Source organism: Deltaproteobacteria bacterium (assembly GCA_005879535.1).
Classification (GTDB): domain Bacteria; phylum Myxococcota; class Myxococcia; order Myxococcales; family 40CM-4-68-19; genus 40CM-4-68-19.
The window spans coordinates 17,057-37,365 of record VBKI01000095.1; the positions used below are offsets into that span (position 1 = coordinate 17,057).

A 20,309-nucleotide genomic window follows, 5' to 3' on the forward strand; every position below is an offset into this window, starting at 1 on the left:
ACACCGAGGCGCACCCTTTCCGGCGCGTGCCTTAGGGAGTTTCGAGCCGCGAGAGCGCGAACGCGTACGCGCCGAGCGAGATGGCAGCGCTGGTTCCCAGGCGCGAGCGGCCCACGCCGGTACGCTTGTCGGGCTGGTACAGCGCCTTGCGGGTCGAGCCGGGCACCGCGACTTCGCGCCCGCCCTGGCGGAGGAACTCCTTGCGCCCGCGCGGATCGTCGAGGTCGAACGCGGTCAGCTCGAGCCGCGCGACGGTCTTGCCGTCCACCGTCCGCAACAGGCCGTTCAGCTCCGCGACGAGGGCGGGCATGAACAACGGGATGGCTTCGCTCATGCCGCCCCCGATCACCACCAACCCGTCGATGATCGCGAGCGCCTGCGCGATCGCATCGCCCAGGACCTCGCCGAGCCGCCGGAACGCCTCGCCCGCCGCCTGGGCATCGCCCGGCGATTCGCCGCGAGCGATCGCCGCGATCTCGCGCGGCTGCGGCGCGGCGTCGAGCGGGATGCCGGTGCGCTGCGCGTATTCGCGGCGGACGGCCCGGATGCTGGCGCCCTCCTCCGCAAAGGCGTCCCGCACGTCGCGGTGGCGCAAGCTCCACACCTCTCCTGCCGCAGAGTTGTCGCCGAGCAACAGCCTGCCGTCGTGCACCACGCCGGCACCCAGACCGGTGCCGACAGTGAAGCCGATCAGATTCCGATGGCGGCGCGCGCTGCCCGCCTGCGCGAGCTGCTCGTTGACCCAAGGCAGGAAGCCTGCCAGCGCTTCGCCGTACGTGAACAGGTCGCCGTCGTTGTTGAGAAACACGGGAATGCCGTACCGGTCCTGCAGCATCGGCCCGAGAGCGACGCCGCCCCGGAACGCGGGCAGGTTGCCCAGATCGCCGATCACGCCGGCGGGATAGTCCGCGGGCCCGGGAAAGGCGAACGAGATCGCCGCGGCGTTCTTGCCCGTCGCCGCATGCACGGCGTCGAAGCCCGCCCGGACCTGTTCGAGGCATGCGTCCAGGTCGTCAGCGCGGGAGGGAAGCGTGAGGGGCTCGAGCAACAGCCGGCCGCTGCGCATCGCATTGAACGTGAACTTGGTGCCGCCGGCGTCCAGCGTGAGCACGACGCGTGGATCGCCGGACAGGACGCTCACGCCGCCGTCCGAAGGGCAAGCGCGACGATCGCCATGCATGGCAAGCCGAACCCGCAGGCCACGACGCCGAGGAGTGCCATCGGTCCCATCGCGTCGCCGACGCCCATGACGAAGAACGTCATGAAGACGGGAAGCGTCCGCGGCCGCATTGCGCGTGAGCGTAGCGCAGGAAAAGTCGGAAGTCCTTCCGTTGCCGAATTCCCCGGCGGTGGTCACCGTTCTTTCAAACCGGGGGGACGGGCATGGGTGTGCGCATCGGGGCGCTTCTCGTGGCGCTCCTGTCGGTTGCTTGCGGTCCCTCCGTCGTCGGCGGCACGTCGGAGGTGACGCCGCCCGTCATCACCATCGGCGTGGCCCCGCCCAAGGCTGCCCTCCAGGTCGGCAAATCTGCCCAGTTCAGCGCCACCGTGACGGGCTCGTCGGACAAGGCCGTGATCTGGTCCGTCCGCGAAGCCGGGGGAGGCTCCGTGACGGGCGATGGTCTCTACAGCGCTCCTTCCTCCGCCGGCGTGTTCCATCTCGCCGCGGCGAGCCACGCGGATCCGAAGCAGATCGCCGAGGCGGAGATCACCGTCACGACGGGCGCGCCGGCGATTTCCGTTTCCATCGAACCAGCGCGAGTGACTCTCGTGGCGGGAGCCACCGCCCGCTTCCGTGCCACGATCACGGGCAGCGCCGACGGCGCCGTCACCTGGTCGGCGCCGGACGGCGGAACCGTGGACAGCGCCGGGCTCTTCACCGCGCCAAAGGCCGCCGGCACTTTCCGTGTCGTCGCGGCCGCCCATGCCGATCCGGGCAAGACGGCCACTGCGACGGTGGAAGTGTCGCTGCAGTCGGCGATCGCGGTCTCGATCTCGCCGGCAGCCTTCACCGTGCAAACGGGCGGTGCGCAGGCGTTGGCAGCCACCGTTACCGGCACGGACGACAGCCTCGTGACGTGGTCGTTGCAAGAGACCGGCGGCGGCACCGTGAATGCGGCCGGAATCTATGTCGCGCCGCAGATCGCCGGGACCTTCCACATCGTGGCGACGAGCCACGCCGACCCCACCCGCACCGCCGTCGCCGTCGTAACGGTCGTTGCGGCGCCGCGATCGATCGCCATCTCCCCGCAGACGGCGAGGGTCGCACCGGGCGGGAACGTCCAGTTCCAGGCCACCGTCAGTGGCATGACCGACGGGCGCGTCCAGTACTCCGCCGACGCCGGTACGGTCGACCGGGCAACCGGGTTCTGGACTGCGCCGCCGTCCGAAGGCACCTTCCATGTCACCGCGCAAAGCGTCGCGGACCCGTCGCTCCAGGCCGTCGCCGTCATCACCGTCGCCCGTAGCACGACGGTCACCGTGAAGATCCGGTCCAACTCGATTTTCCTCGGCCCGGGCGACGTCACCTCGATCGAGGTCGACGTCACGGGCGCCGCCGATCGTTCGGTGACCTGGTCGATCCGCGAAAGTCCGGCGGGTGGCGCGATCGATCAGAGCGTCTCTCCCGCCCGCTACAGCGCGCCCGTCGCCGAAGGTGTCTTCCACGTCGTCGCGACCAGCAATGCGGACCCGACGGCGTCGGACGTCGCGACGATTACCGTCTCCTTGAACCTGCGCGACGGCGGAGGTCCGGTTGCCGCGGCCATCCACGCCTACGCAATCTGGTGGGGCAATCCCACCTCGTTTCCGTCCGACGAGAAGGACGCCGTCGAGTCGTTCCTCGGGACCATCGGCGGATCGTCCTATCTGGCCATCGCGGACCAGTATCTGCGCGGCGCCAAGGCGACGGTCAGCTTCACTTCGAGCCTTGTCGACACTTCAACCCCACCGGACGGGGCGGCAGGATCCTCTGAGCTGAATCAAGAGGTCTGCGGCCAGATCGCCGCGCAAGGGCAGAAGCCGGACCCGCTCGGCATGTATTTCGTCTTCACCCCGAGCGTTCCGCCCGGACTGAACGTGTGCGCCTTCCACAGCTGGACGACGTGCGACGACACCAAGGTCCTCTACGCGTTCATGCCCAGCCCGACGAACTACGTCTTCTGCAATTCACTCCGGAGCCTCGGGTGCAACACCCATTCGTCGCTGACGCAATCGGTGGTGAACTACCTCGCGCACGAGCTGATGGAGGCGATCACCGACCCCTTCGGAAACGCCTGGACCGGGCCGGGCAACGAGATCGGCGACAAGTGCAACGCCGTGTTCGACCACTGCGTCTCGCTGGCGGGCGCGAAGTGGCAGATCCAGGAACAGTGGTCCAACGCCGCCCACGCCTGCGTGCAGGAGTAGTATCCGGGCGGGGCATGCCGCCATGAACAAATTCCTCGTCGCGGGTCTCTTTCTCGCCGTCTCCGCTCAGGCGCAGCAGAATCAGCAGCCTCCGCCGGCGTACTTGCAGGGAAGGCCGCCGGAGATGGCCGACTCGAAGCAGGCTCCTCATCCGCCGAAGATGACGGAGACGCCGCCGGAGGAAATCCCGCTCGATCGGATCAAGGTGCCTTCGGGATTCGAGGTGGAGCTGTGGGCGCACGGCCTGCCAGGCGGAAGGGCGATGGCCCGCGGCGCGAAGGGGAAGATCTACGTCGGCACCCGGTCGATCGGCCGCGTCTACGAGGTCAGCGACCTGGGCGAGAGGAGGACGGTGCGGATCGTCGCCGAGAAGTTGACCCAGCCCGCCGGCGTCGCCTTTGCCGACGGATCGCTGTACGTGGCGGCGATCGACAAGATGCTGCGGTACGACGGCATCGAGGACAAGCCCGACGTCCAGCCCGTCGACCTCACGGCCCGGTTCGCCTTCCCGCCGCTGCAGCACCACAACTGGAAGTACATCGCCTTCGGTCCCGACAAGAAGCTGTACGTGCCCTTCGGCGCGCCCTGCAACATCTGCGAGCCACCGCAGGAGTACGCGCAGATCCGGCGGTACAACGCGGATGGTTCGGGAATGGAGGTGATCGCGCGCGGGATCCGCAATTCGCTCGGATTCGACTGGCACCCGCAAACGCACGAGCTGTGGTTCACCGACAACGGCCGCGACTGGATGGGAGAGGAAGGTCCCGAGGACGAGCTGAACCGCGTCTCCAAGCCGGGTCTCGACTTCGGATTTCCGTACTGCCATGCGAAGGGCATGCCCGACGCTCAGATCAAGCGGAAGGATCCGTGCAAGGGAGTGACGCTCCCCGTCGCGCTCCTCGGCCCGCACGCCACGGCGCTCGGCATGCTCTTCTACACCGGAGGGATGTTTCCGCCGGCGTACCGCAACCTCATCTTCGTCGCGCGCAAGGGTTCCTGGAACCGCACGCGCCTCTTCGGGTACGACGTCGTGACCGTGAAGGTCGATGCGGACGGCAGGAATGCGCAGGTGACACCGTTCATGACCGGATTCCTGGACGCCGCCGGCAACAAGTTCTGGGGACGGCCGGCTTACGTACTGCAGATGCCCGACGGCGCCCTGCTCGTGTCCGACGAACAGAACGGCGCGATCTATCGCGTGCGGCATCGGAAATAGCAGTCGCGGAGGAAGCATGGAGCAGCGGCCCGCGAAACGGCTCGTCGTCTACGTGGGAGAGAACCAGCGGTGGCACCACAAGCCGCTGTGGCGCGAGGTGGTGGACGTGTGCCGGAAGCACGGGCTCGCCGGGACGACGGCCACCAAGGGAATCGTCGGATTCGGGCACTCCGGAAAGGTCCACGAGGACCTGACCCCGGAGGTGATGCCGGATCTGCCGATCACCATCGAGGCGATCGACGACGCGGAGAAAATCGACCGCGCCCTGCCCGATCTCGATCTCGTCGTCGAGGACGGTCTGATCGCGGTCCAGGACATGCAGGTCATCAAGGCGAGGCCGCGCTCGTCGAGGGGGGAGGCCGCGCGCGTGCCACACCAGAAGCTCACCGGCAAGGCCAAGATGCTTCGCGTCCACATCGGCGCGAACGACACCTGGGAGGGCGAGCCGCTGCATCTCGCGCTGGTGAAACGCTTTCACCAGCTCGACCTCGCTGGAGCGACGGTCTACCGCGGGCTCGAGGGCTACGGCGCAACCGGCCGCATCCATCGCCAGGCCGTCTTCCGATCCGGCGACGAGCCAATCACGGTGGTGGTCGTGGATGCGGCGGAGAAGATCGAGAAGGCGTTGCCGTACCTGGATCAGATGGTCGGCAGCGGGCTCGTGGCCATCTCCGACGTCGACGTGATCATCTACCGCGAGGCTGTCGCGGCTGCCTCGCGTTGACCTCTGCGGGAGTGGCGCCCTGCACGACGATGAGGGTACGGGCAACGGACGAATGGCCGATGCGCATCGCCGCGCAAGCGTGTCGTAGTCCGCGCACCCGGCCAGCCGGCCATTCGCATCGAGGGGAAAAAACAATGAAGCGTCTCGCAGTGGTCTTCCTGGCCGCAGTCGCGGCTTGCGGCGGCACCGAGTCGATCGACACCACGACGTCCAATCTGGAAAACAGGGCGGATCGCGGTCAGCCCGAGCCGCCGATGGCGGGAATCCATTGGGCGCGCGGACAGGCGAAGGCGCATGGCGGCGGTTCGCCCGACCTGCTCTACCACGGCGGTCCGGTGCTCACGCAGCAGTCCGGCGGCGCCGCGGCAGTGACTCCCATCTTCTGGGGCACCGGCTGGTCCAGCGACGGACAGAACAAGAAGGGTTGGGTCGACACCTTCTATAAGGGAATGAGCAGCTCCAGCTACGAGTCGACGAACACCGAGTACACGCAGTCGGGCGGCGCACACGTCGGGACGAGCTTCTCCGTCAACGCCGGCCTGACGGACCTGAGCGCGGCTCCGCGGAACGGCAACAAGACCGGCCCCATCCTCGCCGAGGTCTGCAAGATGATCCCGACGCCCGTGGCCAACGGGTATTACCCCGTCTACACCGACCTGCCGCGCGGACACGCTGGCTTCTGCGCATGGCACAGCGCGGGAACCTGCAATGGCGTGAGCGTGCAGTTCGCGTTCTTCTTCGATCTGGACGGCGACCCGGGCTGCGATCCGGAATCTCCGGCCACTTCGTACTCGCAGGGGGTCGCGGCGCTGGCCAACGTCAGCGGCCATGAGCTCTCCGAGGCGCTCACCGACCCGCATCTGAACGCCTGGTACGACGCAAACGGCGCCGAGAACTCCGACAAGTGCGCGTGGACCTTCGGCGCGCAGCTGTTGACCTTCACCAACCGCTCGCAGTGGAAGGTCCAGGGCAACTGGTCGAACAGCGGCTACGACGGCAACCGCGGCTACAGCGATCCGGCCAAGGGGTTCGTCCGCGGCTGCGTCGACGGAACCAATTAGCGCGGCTGGGACAGCTCGACGACGATGATGACGCGGCGAGTCGTATCGATGCGGTAGACGACGCGGTAGCGGCGCACGTCGATCTGCAGCAGCGAATTCTTCATCGACGACCAGAACGCGCTCGACGGCGGGATGGTCGTCACCGCGTCGGCGATCTGCTGCATCGTACGGCCAATCTCCAGACGCACGTCTTCCGGGAGCCCCTCCAGATTGACCCCGAGGTGGACCGAATACGTCACTCGCCTGACCAATTGTCAGTAAAATTCTGTAGTGCCACCAAATGGTGGCCACCTGTGGAAAATCGTGCAACCGGCGGGCCCGCCTACTTTCGGCGCACTTCCGTGACGCGGAGCGTCTCGTCATCGAGGACGTAGAAGAACGACCAGTCGCCTACCACCAAGCAGAGGCGGCTGACGCGGACCGACCGCCAGAAGGCGCTGTCGGCTGCGATGCCGCCGACGCCTTCGGCGATCTCCTCGAAACGCAGGCGCGCTTCCTGCTTCACGTACTCCGGCGCCGCTTCCAGAACTCGCCGATCCATGATGACTCGATGGGTCAAGGCGTTCTCCATGAGCGGCCTCCCGCTTCAAAAGGTCGGTAGGTCGGACCCGCGGGTACAAGCCTTGACAGGGGGTGCGCCCGACCCTCGGCCCGTCGTGGGGCGTGCAGGGTACCGACGCTTGCGTCGTGCAGCGTCCGTTCAGCGCGTCTCGGTGGTCGTCTCCGCGGGCCGCCACCGGAGGAGCCGCTGCTCGAGCAGGGTGACGATCGCGTCGAGCAGCAGCGCAAAGGCGGTGAGGACGAGGATGCCGGCAAACACCGTATTGATGTCGAACGCTCCTTCGGCCTGGAGGATCAGGTAGCCGACGCCGGCGGATGAGCCCAGGTACTCGCCGACGACCGCGCCGACGAACGCCATGCCGACGCTGGTGTGCAGGCTGGAGAAGACCCAGCTCGTCGCCGAAGGAAGATACACGTGACGCAAGAGCTGCCGGCGGCTCGCGCCGAGCATTCGCGCGTTCGCGAGCACGACGGGGCTCACCTCTTTCACGCCCTGATAGACGTTGAAGAAGACGATGAAGAACACCAGCGTGACGCCCAGCGCCACCTTGGAGAGGATGCCCAGCCCGAACCACACCGCGAAAATCGGCGCGAGGATCACCCGAGGCATCGCGTTCGCCGCCTTGATGTAGGGCTCGAGCAAAGCGGATGCGGTGGGCGCAAGCGCCAGCCAGAGGCCCACCACCAGACCGAGCGCGGTGCCGAGGCCGAAGGCAAGCACGGTTTCGATCAGCGTGATCCCGAGATGCCGGTAGATCTTGCCGGAGGTGAACCAGCGCGCCGCGTTTCCCAGCACCGTCACCGGAGTCCCGAAGAAGAACCGCGGAAGCACGCCGGTCTGCGTGAGCACGTGCCAGACGAGGAAGAACCCCCCGAGGAGAAGGACGCGGCCGACGAGCAGCCGGACCCTATGCGCGCTGGATCTGCGCATGGCCCTTCAGCACCTCCGCCTTGAGCAGCTCCCAGATCTCGCGGTGCAGCTCGAGAAAACCCCGGGTGAGCCGGACTTCGGCCACGTCGCGGGGCCTCGCGAGACCGATGACGAACTCGCCGATGGCCCGCGTCGCAGGGCCGGCGGAGAGCACGACCACCCGATCTGAGAGCGAGATCGCCTCTTCGAGGTCGTGCGTGATGAACACCACCGACTTGCGATCGGCGGACCAGAGATCGAGCAGCTCGTTTTCCATCAGCTGCCGTGTCTGCACGTCGAGGGCGCTGAATGGCTCGTCCATCAGCACGATGGCGGGATCGAGGATCAATGTCTGCGCCAGCGCGACGCGCCTGCGCATACCGCCGGAGAGCTGATGCGGATAGTGGTCGCCGAAGCCCGCGAGGCCGACGCGCCCGAGCCACTCGTCGGCCCTTTGCAAGGCGTGGCGGCGCTCGATGCCGCGGAACTGGAGCCCCGCGGCCACGTTCTCTCGTGCGCTCCGCCAGGGCAGGAGCGCTTCCGCCTGGAACAGGTAGCCGGCCCGGCGGTTCAATCCCCGCAGCGGCTCGCCGGCGACGCGGACGATTCCCGCGGAGGGTGCGAGCAGGCCCGCCGCCACGTTGAGCAGCGTCGACTTCCCGCAGCCCGTGGGTCCCACGATGGAGACGAACTCGCCGGGCGCGACCTGCAGCGACAGCTCGCGGACCGCCGTGTAAGGCGGCGCGATGCGGTCGGTCGCCGGGAAGATGCAGGTGATCCGTTCCAGCGCGAGCGCCGGGGCGCGCGCCTCGCTCGCGCTCACCTCTTCGCCGCGGCGTCCACGAAGCGGTTGTCGAACGTCTTCGAGACGTCCACCGTGGACGACATCACCGAAGGCTCGAAGAGCTTCAGCACCTTGTAGACGTTCTGCGCGCCGGCCAGCGAGAAGCGGCCGTCGGTGGAGTAGCCGTCGATGCTCTTCGCCAGCGCATCCTTGTACGTATCCTTGTCGCCCGCGTAGTACTCCGCCGGAACCACCGCGAGGAGCTGGTCGACCGACGATTTGTGCGCGAACGCCAGCGCCCGCACCATCGCGCGCGCGACTGCCTGCACCGTGTTCGGGTTCTTGTCGACGAACTCCTTCGTCGAATAGATGCAGCTCGCCGCGTACTCCCCGCCGTAGTACTTCTTCATTCCTTCCGCGGTGCGGGTATCGGCCACGATCACGATGTCCCGGTCGCGCTCCAGCTTGGTGATCACCGGATCGAGGTTGGAGATGCCGTCGATCTCCCCTTTCTTCATGGCCGCCACGGCGTTTGACGAAGCGCCGACGCCGATGATCGCGACGTCGTCGGGCTTGAGGCCTTCGCCCGCCAGCAGCGCGTTGACGAAGAAGTTCGTGCTCGACCCGGGAGCGGTGACGCCGATCTTCAGCCCCTTGAGGTCCTTCGGCGACTTGTAGCCTGCTGCGCGAGCCTTCGAGAGACCGAGCGCGATGGAGGCATACCGCGACTGCAGCGCGATTCCGACGGCGGGAATCCCCCGCGCGTGCATGTTGATGGTGTGCTCGAAAGCGCCGGAGACGAAGTCCGCGCTGCCGCCGATCAACGCCTGGAGGGATTTCGCGCCGCCCGCGAAGTCGACGATCTCGACCTCCAGGCCCTCGTCCTTGAAGTAGCCGAGGCGGTCGGCCAGCGTGAGAGGCAGATAGTAGAAGAGCGTCTTTCCGCCCACGGCGATCTTGACGTTCTGCTTCTCCAAGGCGGGCGCGGCCGCGGAGCTGCGCGCCGCGAGGCAGAGCACCGCGGCAAGAGCGAAGCGGATGAGGATGCTCGTCATGCGATGACTCCTTTGGCGCGCAGCTCGCGCTGCCTGCCCTCGTCATATCCGAGCTCGCGCAGCACCTCGGCGGTGTGCTCGCCGAGCCGCGGCCCGAGCCAACGCGTCTCGCCGGGCGTCGCGGACAGCTTCGGAACGATACCCGGCAAGAGCACTTCCTCCCCGCCGGGCAGGTGCGCCCTCTTGATCATCTCGCGAGCCCGGTAATGCGCGTCCTGGACGATGTCGGCGACGCTGTAGATGCGCCCGCCCGGCACCTCCGCCGCCTGCAGTTTCGCCAGGACTTCGGGGAGTGGCAATCCGGACGTCCAGGCCTCGATGGCCGCGTCCAGCTCGGCGGCGCGCGCCGTCCTGCCGGCGTTGTCGGCGAGGGAGGGATCGGAGGCGAGATCGTCGCGGCCCATCGCGCGCATCAGCCGCCTGAAGATGCTGTCCGCATTTCCGCCGATGACCACCCAGGCTCCGTCCTTGCAGCGATACGTGTTCGACGGAGTGATCCCTGGCAAAGCGCCGCCGCTCCTCTCACGCACGTAGCCGGTCATGGCGTACTCCGGAAGAGTGCTCTCCAGCATGCTGAAGACCGCCTCGTAGAGGGCGACGTCGACGATCTGTCCCTTGCCACCGTTGGCCTGACGTTGCTGCAGCGCGATCAGGGCGCCGATCACCCCATACAGCGCCGCCAGCGAATCGCCCAGGCTCACCCCGGTCCGCGCCGGCGGCCGGTCGGGATGTCCGGTCAAATAGCGCAGGCCGCCCATCGCCTCGCCGGTGGCGCCGAACCCCGGCCGATCGCGGTAGGGTCCGGTCTGTCCGTATCCAGAGAGGCGAACCAGGACGAGGCCGGGATTGTCGCGCGACAGCTCCTCGTAGCCGAGACCCCACTTCTCCAACGTCCCGGGACGGAAATTCTCGATGACCACGTCGGCACGCCGCGCGAGCGCGCAAACGATCTCCTGCCCTTCCTTCGTTTTTAGATCCGCCGCTACCGACCGCTTGTTGCGCGCCTGCGCGAGCCACCACAGCGACGTTCCCTGGTGCAGCTTGCGCCAGTTCCGCAGCGGATCGCCGCTCGCGGGCGGCTCCACCTTGATCACGTCCGCCCCGAAGTCCGCCAGGATGCGCCCGGCGAACGGGCCGGCGATCAACGTCCCCAGCTCGACGACGCGCAGTCCCTGAAGGGCTTGCGACAAACTCAGCGCAGCCCGCGGATGGGCGGCAGGTGCATCGGCAGCCGCGCCACCGTATGCCGCTGGACGGCGGCGGCCCACTGCGAGTCCACCGCGTTGAACCCGAAGAGTCGGAGATCGAGGGAGAGGTTGGTCACGTAGACGAACCCGCCACGGAACACGAGGCTCGCCGGAAATAGCAGCCCGACCGGCGCGCCGTCCCGCGAGAGGCCGTCGAAGTCGCCGAGCTTGGCGATGGCTCGCCCGCTCTGGTCGACGACGACGATCTCGTCCGCCTGGTTCGCGCACACCCAGATGTTGTCGTGCTCGTCGATGGCCAGGCCGTCTGCGCCGTTGATGCTGTTCGTGAAGACCTCCGCGGTCCGCGTCGCCACCGGAATCTTCACGATCGTGTCGTTCCCGGTATTGGCGACGAACAGCACGGTGTGGCTCCGGTTGAACGCGAGCCCGTTGGCGCCGAAGGGTGGCACCCCGATCGTCGTCAGCAGCGGGCTCTGCGTCCACACGGTGGCGGCTCCCCCCGTCGGCGCCGTCTGCCAGATGATGCCCTGGAACGAGTCGGAGATGTAGACGTTGCCGGCGGGATCGAACGTCAGCGCATTCGGGCCCGCAGCGGCACCGCCGGGGATGGTCGTGAAGATCGTCGAGGCGCCGGTCACCGGATCGACGCGAAGGACGTTCTTCGCGCCGAAGTCGATCACGAGCAGCTCCACGTCGGATGCCCGCGAGCCGAATCGGTGGAAGTCGAGACCGAGCAGGAGATTGCTCGAGCCCGCCACGTCGACCACACGGAGCAGGCGCCCGGAATCGTCGAAGACCACGACCTGGCCCGGTCCGGCGGCGCGATTCACGTCGAAGTCCGCGACGTAGACGTTGCCGGCGCTGTCGATCGCAATCCCTTCCGGATGCGCGGTTCCTGGAGGCAGCGTCGCGAACCGCGTTGCCTGGAGTCGGTTCCAGGCCTGGGCGGAAAACGACAGCGACGAGACGAGGACGAGCGCGACGAACGTCGCGGTGCGGGTCATGGGATCCTCCGGCAAGGGTCGGGCAGGATAGCGCTTCGACTCCGCGCCGTCTCGATGCGGCGCGTCGTTTCGCTCAGGGGAAGCGCCCGGCCACGGCGACGCCTCCGGGCGAGACGCCGACCGCCACCTTCGTTCCGTCCGGCGCGTCCGGCTTCGAGAACAACACCGCGAGGCCGGCCACCGTCGAGATCAGCGCCGCGCCCCCGATCGCGACGCCCAGCACGGTGCGCCCCGAGATCGCCGACGTTTCCGACCCGGCGGTGAGATCTCTTCCCGATCGCGAGCTCCGGCGGCTGTCGCCGTCGGTGCTCACCATCAGTGCGGCTGCTCCGGCAACGGCTCCGAACGCGATCATCGAGACGCCGACCGCGGTGCGGTCGCGCGGCGGTGGCTCGATCTCCGTCTTCGGCGAAGAGGGCAACGGCGGCTTCGCGGGCGCCGTGTCCGCCGCCTTGGCAGGCTTCACCGTCGGTGGGGCCTTCGTCGCTGCCGCCGCCGCTTCCTGGAGCTGCCGCTGCACGATGGCCGGCTCCCGGCTCGCCAGCGCGCAGGACATGCTGTCGCCTCCGTCGCATCCCTTCCGCAAGAGATCGGCGATGTGGCCGGGCTCGTCGCTCACGCCGGCGAGGCGCCTGCAGCTCTTCCCGTCTCCGGCGGCGCAGGCCTTCTCGCGCAGGTCGGTGCCCGCCTTGGCATTGGGCGCAGTCCCGTCGCCTTCCTCGTACGCGCGCGCGAGGCGGACGCACGCCGCGGCGTTCGACGAGTCGCAGCCGCGCTGCAGCGCGGAAATGGCGCGAGCGGGATCCCGCGCGTCACCGGAAAACCAGCGATCGCCCGCCTCGGCGCAGGCATCCGCGCCGCCGGCGGCGCAGGCGCGATCGAGGAATTCCTGCGCCTCCTTTGCGTCCTTGGCCGCGTCGGCAATGCGGGCGAGCTGCAGACACGCGTGCGCCTCCCTCACCTCGCAGTCCAGCGACAGCTCGGCGCGCTCGCGCAGCGCCGCCGAAGGCAGCAGCGCGACGAGGGGCGAAACCTTGTCGAAGCCGTGCAAGGCCGCGAACCGCACCAGCAGCTCGATCTTCGCCGAATCCGTCAGCGACCCGAGCGGCAAGACCCGCCGGAGCCGCGCGATATCGCGGGCGAGCTGACCGTCGACCGCGCGGCGGCCCGCGGCATAGGCCTCCCACTGCTGCGCGCGCGAGATGGCCATCTCGCGGAACGGATTCTGGCCGGGCATGTCCGCCACGCGCCGCCAGGCTGCCGCCGCATCCTCCGGAGAGTCCCTGCCGTGCGTCTCGATCCTGCGCGCCCGGTCGTAAGCCACCAGGACGCCGGAGTCCGCGTCGAGGTTCAGCCCATCCTGCGCGGGCTCCGAAGGCGCCGGGACCGCCGGCAGTGAGATGGCGAACGCTCCGGACGCTTCCTGCCGCGCCCGGAGGATGTCGGCGGTGGCCACTTCGGCGGCCTCGACGAGCTCCCTGCGGCTGCTCGCCGTCGCCGACGCCTTCTTCAGCACTTCGCCGTTCCGGTCGCGCAGCTCCAGCCAGGCGCGATAGCCGAGCCCGCCGTGGGACACCTTGCCGGTGAGCACGAAGTCGCCGTCGCTCTCGCGGTCGACGATGCGGGCGGCGGGCAGCATCCGCCGGACTGTCTCGCGAACGCGGTCGGATACCTCGGCGGCGACGACAGGATGGGCGCGCGATCGCAGGTCGAGGACTGCGATGGTTTCTTCGCCCTGCGCGGCATGGACACCGAGCGCAATGCCGGCGGCAAACAGCGATGCGACGAGCGGCTTCATACGGCACCTCCCAAAAAAACGTTCACTCACATCGCAGGAGCCCCCCGGGCTCCGCGAAACACGTCAGCTCGTATCCGGTCTCCGCCGCGCGCCGCCCCATCTCCTCTTCCGAAACCGGACCGAAGCGGGCGCGCAGCGCCGCGCGGGCCGTATCGTGCAGGCCCGGGCTCAGCAGCACCTGAAGGACCACCTCGTCGCCCGGCGAAGCGGCGCGGGCTCGCCCGAGCGGATCTCCGAGCGCGGCGTTGAGGGCCGGATCGCGCACCAGCCGCGGCACGCCGGCGCACGGCGGTCCGGACATCTCCACCACGCGCTGTCCGTCCAGCGCCAGGACGGAAAGGACCTCGGCGCCCTCGCCCGCGAGGCGCGAGACGACCAGGCAGCCGCCGGCGTTGCGCAGGTGCGCGGCGAGCTCGCCGGGATTGCGGGGCACGAGCACGCGCATGCGCACGCCGTGCATGGCGGTGGAGTCCGCCGCGATTCGCGCGAGCGGGGGGGCTTGCGCGGGCGCTGGCGCAGGAGTCGCACGAGGCGGAGCGGTCAAAGGCTTCGCCGCGGGCGGCTGCGGACGGGGCTGCGCCGTTTCGAGCCTGGGCGCCGGTGGAGGACGGGGAAGCTGCACGACGCGGATGCGGCGCTCCTCTTTCTTCGGCTCCGGCGGCGGCGCCGGGGCCCTTTCCCGGCGGGGCCACGGCAGCGCCGCGATCAGCGCCGCGCCTGCGAGCGCCAGCGCCTGCAGGGAGACCGCGCGGGCCAGCCGCGGCGGCTCGACGTCGTCAATGGCGGCCAGGCTGTGCATCCGCGCTCATCCCCACCACCAGCTCGGCGGCGCCCGAAGAAGTCACCTGCGCGAGACAGGATTCTTCGGAAGCGCCGAGGTGCATGACCACGACCTTGCCTCGAGCCGTCTCCCGGCTCATCGCCTCGCCCGCCAGCGTCCGCGCCGCTCCCGCGTCGCATTTCACGTCGAGACGGTGCGAGCTGGAGGGCGCTGCGCGGGCCTGCTGCGACGGCGGCGTCAGCCGGAGCAGCAGGAACTGCGCCGAAAGAAGCTGCGCCACCATCACCAGCGCCAGCAGCGCGAGGGCGAACTGCTTCTCGGCGAAGAGCCGGTAGATCAGTGCTTCCATCTCGTCGAATCCGCCGGTCCTTCCACTCCGGATCATGGCTTTGCCTCCAGTGCGACTGGGGTCTCCTGCTCCGCCCAGGCCGGCAAGACCGCCGAGCCCGGACGCCGATCGAGCCGGGCGAGCTCCCGCAGATAGGCGTCGATCCCGCGCAGCAATACCGAGCCCTGCAGGCCATCCGGAAGCGGTGGCTGCAGCGGGCGCAGCGCGGCGACGAGGACCACCGGCCGCGCGTCGAGGCAGAGGCCGATGGCCGCGAGCGCCGAGTCGTCATGCGGCGACGACCCCGTCTTGCCGCTGAAGACGATCTTCGGCCACCGCGCCGCCAGCCATCGCAGCGTGCCTTCGCGGCGGCGCAGGGCAAGGAGCGCTCCGGTATCGCTCAGGGCGCAGGTCCCGTCGTTGGCGAAGAGCTTGCGGTGCAGATAGCCGCCGATCTGCTCGGCGGTCGCGCGCGACGAGTTCCCCAGAAGCGACGTCGGATCCTCCGGCAGCCGGTCCGCGGGAAGACCAGCTCTTTCGCGGCGGTCGCGGAGATAGCGGAACAGGGCCACCCCGGCGGCGCTGTACGACAGCTCCGGAGCGACGGCGTCGGGGGGAATCGTCTCGCCGAGCTGCGCCAGCAGATCGCCCGCGAGCGCGCGATCGGCCGGCGAGTCGAGCGATGCGCGTTCGTCGGCGGAGATCCCGGCAACCATCTGTCCGAGCAGATCGGGTCGGCGCTGCGCGAGCAGGGCCGGCAGCATCATCGCGTGCCGCGCAGTCAGCGAGTTGATCGAGCGCGCGACGGCCTCGTCGAGCGCCATCGGGCGCGTGGCCGGCGCGACGTCGTTCGGGCAGTAGCGCGACGGGTGCGAGCGGCGCAGCTCCTTCGTCGACCAGATCCACCGCACGCAACCGCCGGGTGGAAGCGTCAGCTCGCGGACGGCGCCCGGGCCGAAGGCCTCGACCGCCAGATCCAGCGCTTCGAGCTTCGCCACCGAGCCGTAGTTGACGGCCATGAGCGCCGCTTCCGCGCCGGAGCGGGCCAGAACCGCGCCGTCCGATCCCAGCGCGGCGAAGGCGGTGCGGACCGCGGTCCCGGGAAACTCCGCTTGCAACGTCGCCGAGAGCCCTTCGCGGAATCGGTCGATGGCGGCCACGAGGTCGAGGTCGGCCGAAGGCGCCTCGCCGCTCGCGACCCGCTCCGTCCACCCTTCCACGAATCGGAACGCCGCCGCAGGGTCGATGTCCGCTCCGTCCAGATAGGACTGGGCCGAGGCGTCCCAGAGCTTCTGCGAGATCAGCCACTCCCGGGTCGATGCGATGCGTCGCGCCGAGAGCGTCGGGTGCTCGCGCAGCCACTGCACTCCCCTCGGCGACGCGCCGAGAACGACCTGGTCCTCGCGCGAGAGCCGGCGCAGCGGCAGCCCGAAGAGCGCCAGCGAGAGCCGGTGAAGGCCGTCGGCCGGCCGCCGCACCGTTCCCATCGACGTGCCGGCGCTCAGGTTGAGATAGAGCCCCGCGATCTCGTCGGGCTCCGCCTGGCGCACGAGCCAGGTCGCGAACAGCCCCTCGGAGAGCTTGTCGAGAAGCCCGGCGCGCTCCGCACCGCGCAGATAGAGCTTGGCGAGCTGCTGCGGGATGGTCGAGCCGCCTTGCGGAATGCCGCGCAGGTTCCGGACGATGGCGCGGGCCAGTCCGGACGGGCTCAGCGGAGGCATCCACCGCGGACGGCGAAAGAAGCCGCGGTCCTCATACCCGGCCGCAGCGGCGGCGACGAGCGACGCGGAGCGGACGTCGGGTTGCGTCGCCCGGTACTGGACAAGGTCGGCGGCAAAGACCGCCGCGGCCTTTTGCGCGCGTTCGCCGCCCACGAGCGCAAGCGGAGATACGAGCGCTGCCACGGAGCAGGCGGCAAGGGCGCCCGCGACACCGGCGGCGGCGCCATGGCGCGAGATGCGGGAGATGGCAGCGCGAACGGCGGGAGCGAGAGCGGTCATTTCGCCAGTCCCATCCGCTTGAGCACCCGGAGCGTCTCCTCCGGCGTGTACAGCGCGGGCAGCGGATCCCGGGCTTCGCCGCGGTAGTCGAGCAGCGAGAAGTGCAGATGCGGGCCCGTGGAGTGCCCGGTGCTGCCGACCTCGCCGACGATGCCCATCGCCGGCACGTACACGCCCTCGGAGATGCCGCGCTGCCGCGGATCGGATCGCAGGTGGCAATACACCGTGCGCCACCCGTTCTCGTGCTGCACGGTCACGTACCAGCCGCAGGCGCGCGCGCGGCCCGCGTCGGTCACCCTTCCCTCGCGCGCCGCCACCACCCACGAGCCCGGCGGCGCGACCAGGTCGACTCCCCGATGCAGCCGGCGGTGTCCACCCAGCCGGCGCAAGCCGAACGGCGAGGAGACCCGATCGAAGCGGCGGACGTCGATGGGAAAGAGCAGCCAGGGAGCGCGCGGCGCCGGATCCGCGGGCGCGGCGAGCATCAGCACGGTGGCGAACACCGCGATGCGCATGCCGCGCCAGCAAAAAACCCGGCCAACAGATCCGGTACCGCCCATCGGGAGTTTTTTTGCTTGCCAGCGCGGAAAGGGAGGCCGCGATGGGGCTCTTCGCCCGGTTCTGGCAGTACTCCGTCGACACCTACGGCGGCGCGCCGTTGCTGCTTCTGATCAATCTCATCCAGATCGCCATCCTCGCCTGGGTCGTCTCGCAGGCGCTTCGTGCGCAGGCCGATCGCGTCGCGGCCAGGATGTCCAAGGACGCCCGGCGCATCCGCGCCGCACGGCGGGCGGAGATCTGGCAGAAGCAAGTGCGCCCGGTGGCGATGACGATGATGCTGCTCGGACCGGGCCTTGGCCTTGGAATGAGCACGCTGGTCGGCGCGCTGGGGATGGGCGCGCTGGGCGACGCGATGGGGATCCAGGCCGGAGCCGACGTGCTCGCGCAGACCATGGCCCGCGCGTACCGTGAGATCAGCTACGCCTATTTCCTGATGGTGGGCGGCACCTTCCCGATGCTGCTCGGCCCCGTGATCGTCCTCTTCGCGCGGCGCCTCGACGAGGAAGGCAGCGACGCGCGGGGCGGCGACCCGGACGAAGTGCTGCTCCATACGCTGAAGTCGCTGCTGGCGGTGACCGAGGCGCAGGCGCGGCGGGCGCAGGCCGACGCGGCGCGCACGCACGAGCTCCTCGCCGAGACGCTGCAGCGGGGAGTCGCGGCGTGAGCGCAGACGAGATGCTGGCGCTGCTGCGCGATCAGCGCAGGTCCGGTCCCGAAGAACGCACCAGCCCCGTGATGTCGCTCCCGCTGCGGATCCAGCCCGCCCGCGCTTCCGCGTTGGGCTGGTCGCCAGACCTGTTCTTTCTTACTGTTCTCGTCGGCAACGCGGCGATGCGGACTGAAGACGGAGCGCTCGTCGCCCGCGGTGATGGGCCCGTGGTCGCCCTCTGCGCCGAGTACGATCGGCCGCTGATGTCGCTCGGTCCGCCGGCGCTGGCGCCGTACTCGCTGGGCCGCGCAAGGCTCCAGGGAATTCCGGCGCTGCGCCTTCCCGGAGGGTGGCTGCGCCCGCCGCTGCGGGTCGAGACCACCCACCGGACCGCGCGCGCGGCGGCGCGCCGCGAAGATGCCCTGGCGCGGGCCGGCCGGTTCCTCGTCGAGCTGGAAGAAGCGTGGCGGCGGCGGCTGGGCGCGGTGCTCGAGATCGCCTGGCCCGTCTACGGACCCGAACACGGCGGAGCGCTGCTCGACGGCGTCGCCGGATCTCCCTTGCCGGAGCTGTCGCTTCGATGACGCCAACCGGATTTTTTGCTTTCGCGAACCAGGAGGACCTCCGATGCACAAGAACATCCTGATCCTCTCGCTGGCGGCGCTCCTCGGCTGCGCCCACGAGGAGGCGCAGACGCTGACGACGGAGCGAGACTGGGAGAAGGGTCTCGACGCGACGCACGGCCCGCAGATCGCCCCCGTCGGACCCATCGACAGCGACCAGAGCGCGTACAACTACATCCGGCGCCGCGAGCAGGACCGCGACCTCGGCAGCAGGATGACCGCGGCCGGTCTCGACGAGATCATCGGCGCGTCGAGTCAAGTGCTGGCCTCGGCGATGGCGCTGCCGCTCTTCCGCGCCGGCGTGTACTTCGGGTCGCCGCGGCTGATCGAGCGGGCCTGCACCGCGGGCAGGCGCGTCACCCATTCCGCGCTGCGCTCCAGCGGCAACGTCGACGCCGTCCTGCAGGGCTGCGGCGCGCTCACCGCGCCCAAGCAGGGATCTTCCGACGCCTGCGGCGACGGCAAGCAGAAGCTGCGCGACGCCTACGCGCTGCTCGCCGCCGACAAGGCGCCGGAAGCTGGGCGAGCCGCCGCCGAAGCCGTGCGCTTTCTCCGCGACCGCTGCCCCAAGATGACGGCACCGCTCCGCACTCCGGTCGATCCCGGCTCGCGCGGCTTCCTCATCGTCTGGGTGCTGCACGCGAACGACGCGCCTCCGGTGACCTTCCTCGCCGGCGAGACGGCGCCCAATACCGCCGACGCGATCAACGACGCCTTCCTCCGCGGCGTGCAGGCGGTCCGCACCGTCGCGCACAACCCCTGAAAGGAGATCCCCATGTCGAACGAGCGACCCGAGTTCCCGCCCATCGAAAGCTCCCCGCCGCGGCGCACCTGGCCGTGGGCCGTGGCCGGCGCGGCGCTGGTCGTCGCGCTGCTCTGGGTGGCGCGGCGCGCGCCGGCGGCGGCCGACGCGCGCCCCGCCGCGCTCACCACCGCGGCGGCCATCGGCGAGACGAAGCCGGCGATTGCCACCGAAGCGGCGAAAGCGACCGCTCCTGCTGCGAAGGCCTCCCCCGCTGCGAAGGCGCCGGAGAGCCCGAACGTGCTCGGCGGAGCCGTCGCCGCCGCGAAGAACGTCGCCATGGTCGCGCGCGCCGAGCTCGATCGCGAGCTGGGCCGCACGAAGGCGGCGCAGGCGCAAGTGGCCTCCTACCGCAAGCAGATCGACGATCTGCAGAAGCAGCTCGGCGCCGCACGCACGCAGATCGCCGCCATGCAGGTGGCGCAGAAACCTCCGCCGCCGTCTGACCAGGAGCAGATCCTGCAGACGCTCGCCCCCGTCCTCCGCGCCGGCAACGGCGGCAGCCCCTGACCGATGCCCATCCGACTGGAGACGCACATGAACCGCGCCCTTCTCCTTCTCGCCCTTGCCGCCGCCATCCCGGCGAGAGCGGCCGACAAAGAGTTCAAGCCGATCAAGGCCTCGGAATCCGTGACCTATCCCTTGCCGCCCATCCCGTTGCCGGCGGTACAGCCCGCGGACGGCAAGTGGGCGGAGACCGAGGACAGCCCCGCGCTCCGCGTGAGCCGCGCCTGGGTCAAGCTGGGGCAGGCTGCGGGCGTCGAACGCAGCGAGGCCACGCGCCGTCTCTACCAGGGGTGGAAGAACGAGGTAGCCCAGAACGGACCGCACGGCCG

General features: G+C 69.5%; 22 protein-coding genes. 9 read left to right on the top strand and 13 right to left on the bottom strand.

From position 1 onward, the window contains the following. Positions 1 to 31 precede the first annotated feature (31 nt). Positions 32 to 1,180 (bottom strand): ROK family protein, encoded by a 1,149-nt coding sequence (locus tag E6J58_22745; GenBank protein ID TMB32524.1) that lies wholly within the window; start codon positions 1,178 to 1,180, stop codon positions 32 to 34. A 203-nt stretch (positions 1,181 to 1,383) separates the two neighbouring features. On the opposite strand from E6J58_22745, the gene E6J58_22750 reads away from it, so the two are divergent. The 4 genes from E6J58_22750 to E6J58_22765 all read left to right on the top strand — a co-directional run bounded on the left by E6J58_22750 (position 1,384) and on the right by E6J58_22765 (position 6,409). Next, positions 1,384 to 3,408 (top strand): hypothetical protein, encoded by a 2,025-nt coding sequence (locus E6J58_22750; protein TMB32525.1) that lies wholly within the window; start codon positions 1,384 to 1,386, stop codon positions 3,406 to 3,408. Between the two features lie 160 nt (positions 3,409 to 3,568). Beyond that, the gene (locus E6J58_22755) at positions 3,569 to 4,624 is read left to right on the top strand and encodes a sorbosone dehydrogenase family protein (GenBank protein ID TMB32545.1); all 1,056 of its coding nucleotides are present in this window, start codon (positions 3,569 to 3,571) and stop codon (positions 4,622 to 4,624) included. A 16-nt stretch (positions 4,625 to 4,640) separates the two neighbouring features. Further along, complete coding sequence (locus E6J58_22760; protein ID TMB32526.1) at positions 4,641 to 5,348, top strand: DUF190 domain-containing protein; 708 nt, start codon at positions 4,641 to 4,643, stop codon at positions 5,346 to 5,348. A gap of 134 nt (positions 5,349 to 5,482) precedes the next feature. After that, positions 5,483 to 6,409: a hypothetical protein gene (locus tag E6J58_22765; protein TMB32527.1), complete on the top strand. Its 927-nt coding sequence runs from the start codon at positions 5,483 to 5,485 to the stop codon at positions 6,407 to 6,409. Here E6J58_22765 and E6J58_22770 read toward each other — a convergent pair. The 12 genes from E6J58_22770 to E6J58_22825 all read right to left on the bottom strand — a co-directional run bounded on the left by E6J58_22770 (position 6,406) and on the right by E6J58_22825 (position 17,398). After that, on the bottom strand, positions 6,406 to 6,648 hold the full coding sequence (locus E6J58_22770) for a hypothetical protein (GenBank protein ID TMB32528.1): 243 nt from the start codon (positions 6,646 to 6,648) through the stop codon (positions 6,406 to 6,408). The two genes, E6J58_22765 and E6J58_22770, sit on opposite strands and share 4 nt — an antisense overlap. Positions 6,649 to 6,731: 83 nt before the next feature. After that, positions 6,732 to 6,950: a hypothetical protein gene (locus E6J58_22775; protein ID TMB32529.1), complete on the bottom strand. Its 219-nt coding sequence runs from the start codon at positions 6,948 to 6,950 to the stop codon at positions 6,732 to 6,734. A 159-nt stretch (positions 6,951 to 7,109) separates the two neighbouring features. After that, positions 7,110 to 7,901, bottom strand: a complete 792-nt coding sequence (locus E6J58_22780) for an ABC transporter permease (protein TMB32530.1) — start codon at positions 7,899 to 7,901, stop codon at positions 7,110 to 7,112. Next, positions 7,879 to 8,703 carry an ABC transporter ATP-binding protein gene (locus E6J58_22785; GenBank protein ID TMB32531.1) on the bottom strand — a complete coding sequence of 275 codons (825 nt, stop codon included), beginning with the start codon at positions 8,701 to 8,703 and terminating at the stop codon, positions 7,879 to 7,881. The genes E6J58_22780 and E6J58_22785 overlap by 23 nt, the downstream gene beginning before the upstream one ends. Further along, positions 8,700 to 9,719, bottom strand: a complete 1,020-nt coding sequence (locus E6J58_22790) for an ABC transporter substrate-binding protein (protein ID TMB32532.1) — start codon at positions 9,717 to 9,719, stop codon at positions 8,700 to 8,702. The genes E6J58_22785 and E6J58_22790 overlap by 4 nt, the downstream gene beginning before the upstream one ends. Further along, positions 9,716 to 10,915 carry a CoA transferase gene (locus tag E6J58_22795; protein TMB32546.1) on the bottom strand — a complete coding sequence of 400 codons (1,200 nt, stop codon included), beginning with the start codon at positions 10,913 to 10,915 and terminating at the stop codon, positions 9,716 to 9,718. Before E6J58_22795 ends, E6J58_22790 begins: the two co-directional genes overlap by 4 nt. Next, a complete protein-coding gene (locus tag E6J58_22800; protein ID TMB32533.1) occupies positions 10,912 to 11,931 on the bottom strand; it encodes a gluconolaconase in 1,020 nt (339 codons plus the stop codon). Before E6J58_22800 ends, E6J58_22795 begins: the two co-directional genes overlap by 4 nt. A gap of 73 nt (positions 11,932 to 12,004) precedes the next feature. Then, positions 12,005 to 13,729 carry a sel1 repeat family protein gene (locus tag E6J58_22805; GenBank protein ID TMB32534.1) on the bottom strand — a complete coding sequence of 575 codons (1,725 nt, stop codon included), beginning with the start codon at positions 13,727 to 13,729 and terminating at the stop codon, positions 12,005 to 12,007. A 22-nt stretch (positions 13,730 to 13,751) separates the two neighbouring features. After that, positions 13,752 to 14,528, bottom strand: coding sequence for a hypothetical protein (locus E6J58_22810; GenBank protein TMB32535.1), 777 nt, complete (start codon positions 14,526 to 14,528; stop codon positions 13,752 to 13,754). Further along, positions 14,506 to 14,895 carry a hypothetical protein gene (locus E6J58_22815; protein TMB32536.1) on the bottom strand — a complete coding sequence of 130 codons (390 nt, stop codon included), beginning with the start codon at positions 14,893 to 14,895 and terminating at the stop codon, positions 14,506 to 14,508. Before E6J58_22815 ends, E6J58_22810 begins: the two co-directional genes overlap by 23 nt. Further along, positions 14,892 to 16,838 carry a hypothetical protein gene (locus tag E6J58_22820; GenBank protein TMB32537.1) on the bottom strand — a complete coding sequence of 649 codons (1,947 nt, stop codon included), beginning with the start codon at positions 16,836 to 16,838 and terminating at the stop codon, positions 14,892 to 14,894. Before E6J58_22820 ends, E6J58_22815 begins: the two co-directional genes overlap by 4 nt. After that, a complete protein-coding gene (locus tag E6J58_22825; protein ID TMB32538.1) occupies positions 16,835 to 17,398 on the bottom strand; it encodes a M23 family metallopeptidase in 564 nt (187 codons plus the stop codon). Before E6J58_22825 ends, E6J58_22820 begins: the two co-directional genes overlap by 4 nt. 41 nt (positions 17,399 to 17,439) lie before the next feature. Between E6J58_22825 and E6J58_22830 the strand changes: the two genes are divergently transcribed. The 5 genes from E6J58_22830 to E6J58_22850 form a co-directional block, all read left to right on the top strand. After that, positions 17,440 to 18,063, top strand: coding sequence for a hypothetical protein (locus E6J58_22830; GenBank protein ID TMB32539.1), 624 nt, complete (start codon positions 17,440 to 17,442; stop codon positions 18,061 to 18,063). Further along, positions 18,060 to 18,632, top strand: coding sequence for a hypothetical protein (locus tag E6J58_22835; GenBank protein ID TMB32540.1), 573 nt, complete (start codon positions 18,060 to 18,062; stop codon positions 18,630 to 18,632). The genes E6J58_22830 and E6J58_22835 overlap by 4 nt, the downstream gene beginning before the upstream one ends. A gap of 43 nt (positions 18,633 to 18,675) precedes the next feature. Next, complete coding sequence (locus tag E6J58_22840) at positions 18,676 to 19,434, top strand: hypothetical protein (GenBank protein ID TMB32541.1); 759 nt, start codon at positions 18,676 to 18,678, stop codon at positions 19,432 to 19,434. A 12-nt stretch (positions 19,435 to 19,446) separates the two neighbouring features. Further along, positions 19,447 to 19,983, top strand: coding sequence for a hypothetical protein (locus E6J58_22845; GenBank protein ID TMB32542.1), 537 nt, complete (start codon positions 19,447 to 19,449; stop codon positions 19,981 to 19,983). 27 nt (positions 19,984 to 20,010) lie between these two features. Then, a partial coding sequence (locus tag E6J58_22850) for a hypothetical protein (protein ID TMB32543.1) occupies positions 20,011 to 20,309 on the top strand: 299 nt, incomplete at its 3' end.

Excerpts from the sequence above, each read along its gene's own strand:
- E6J58_22745 (TMB32524.1), bottom strand. The coding sequence starts at position 1,180 with ATGCATGGCGATCGTCGCGCTTGCCCTTCGGACGGCGGCGTGAGCGTC.
- E6J58_22750 (TMB32525.1), top strand. The coding sequence starts at position 1,384 with ATGGGTGTGCGCATCGGGGCGCTTCTCGTGGCGCTCCTGTCGGTTGCT.
- E6J58_22755 (TMB32545.1), top strand. The coding sequence starts at position 3,569 with ATGACGGAGACGCCGCCGGAGGAAATCCCGCTCGATCGGATCAAGGTG.
- E6J58_22760 (TMB32526.1), top strand. The coding sequence starts at position 4,641 with ATGGAGCAGCGGCCCGCGAAACGGCTCGTCGTCTACGTGGGAGAGAAC.
- E6J58_22765 (TMB32527.1), top strand. The coding sequence starts at position 5,483 with ATGAAGCGTCTCGCAGTGGTCTTCCTGGCCGCAGTCGCGGCTTGCGGC.
- E6J58_22775 (TMB32529.1), bottom strand. The coding sequence starts at position 6,950 with ATGGATCGGCGAGTTCTGGAAGCGGCGCCGGAGTACGTGAAGCAGGAA.
- E6J58_22780 (TMB32530.1), bottom strand. The coding sequence starts at position 7,901 with ATGCGCAGATCCAGCGCGCATAGGGTCCGGCTGCTCGTCGGCCGCGTC.
- E6J58_22790 (TMB32532.1), bottom strand. The coding sequence starts at position 9,719 with ATGACGAGCATCCTCATCCGCTTCGCTCTTGCCGCGGTGCTCTGCCTC.
- E6J58_22800 (TMB32533.1), bottom strand. The coding sequence starts at position 11,931 with ATGACCCGCACCGCGACGTTCGTCGCGCTCGTCCTCGTCTCGTCGCTG.
- E6J58_22805 (TMB32534.1), bottom strand. The coding sequence starts at position 13,729 with ATGAAGCCGCTCGTCGCATCGCTGTTTGCCGCCGGCATTGCGCTCGGT.
- E6J58_22810 (TMB32535.1), bottom strand. The coding sequence starts at position 14,528 with ATGCACAGCCTGGCCGCCATTGACGACGTCGAGCCGCCGCGGCTGGCC.
- E6J58_22815 (TMB32536.1), bottom strand. The coding sequence starts at position 14,895 with ATGATCCGGAGTGGAAGGACCGGCGGATTCGACGAGATGGAAGCACTG.
- E6J58_22820 (TMB32537.1), bottom strand. The coding sequence starts at position 16,838 with ATGACCGCTCTCGCTCCCGCCGTTCGCGCTGCCATCTCCCGCATCTCG.
- E6J58_22825 (TMB32538.1), bottom strand. The coding sequence starts at position 17,398 with ATGGGCGGTACCGGATCTGTTGGCCGGGTTTTTTGCTGGCGCGGCATG.
- E6J58_22830 (TMB32539.1), top strand. The coding sequence starts at position 17,440 with ATGGGGCTCTTCGCCCGGTTCTGGCAGTACTCCGTCGACACCTACGGC.
- E6J58_22840 (TMB32541.1), top strand. The coding sequence starts at position 18,676 with ATGCACAAGAACATCCTGATCCTCTCGCTGGCGGCGCTCCTCGGCTGC.
- E6J58_22845 (TMB32542.1), top strand. The coding sequence starts at position 19,447 with ATGTCGAACGAGCGACCCGAGTTCCCGCCCATCGAAAGCTCCCCGCCG.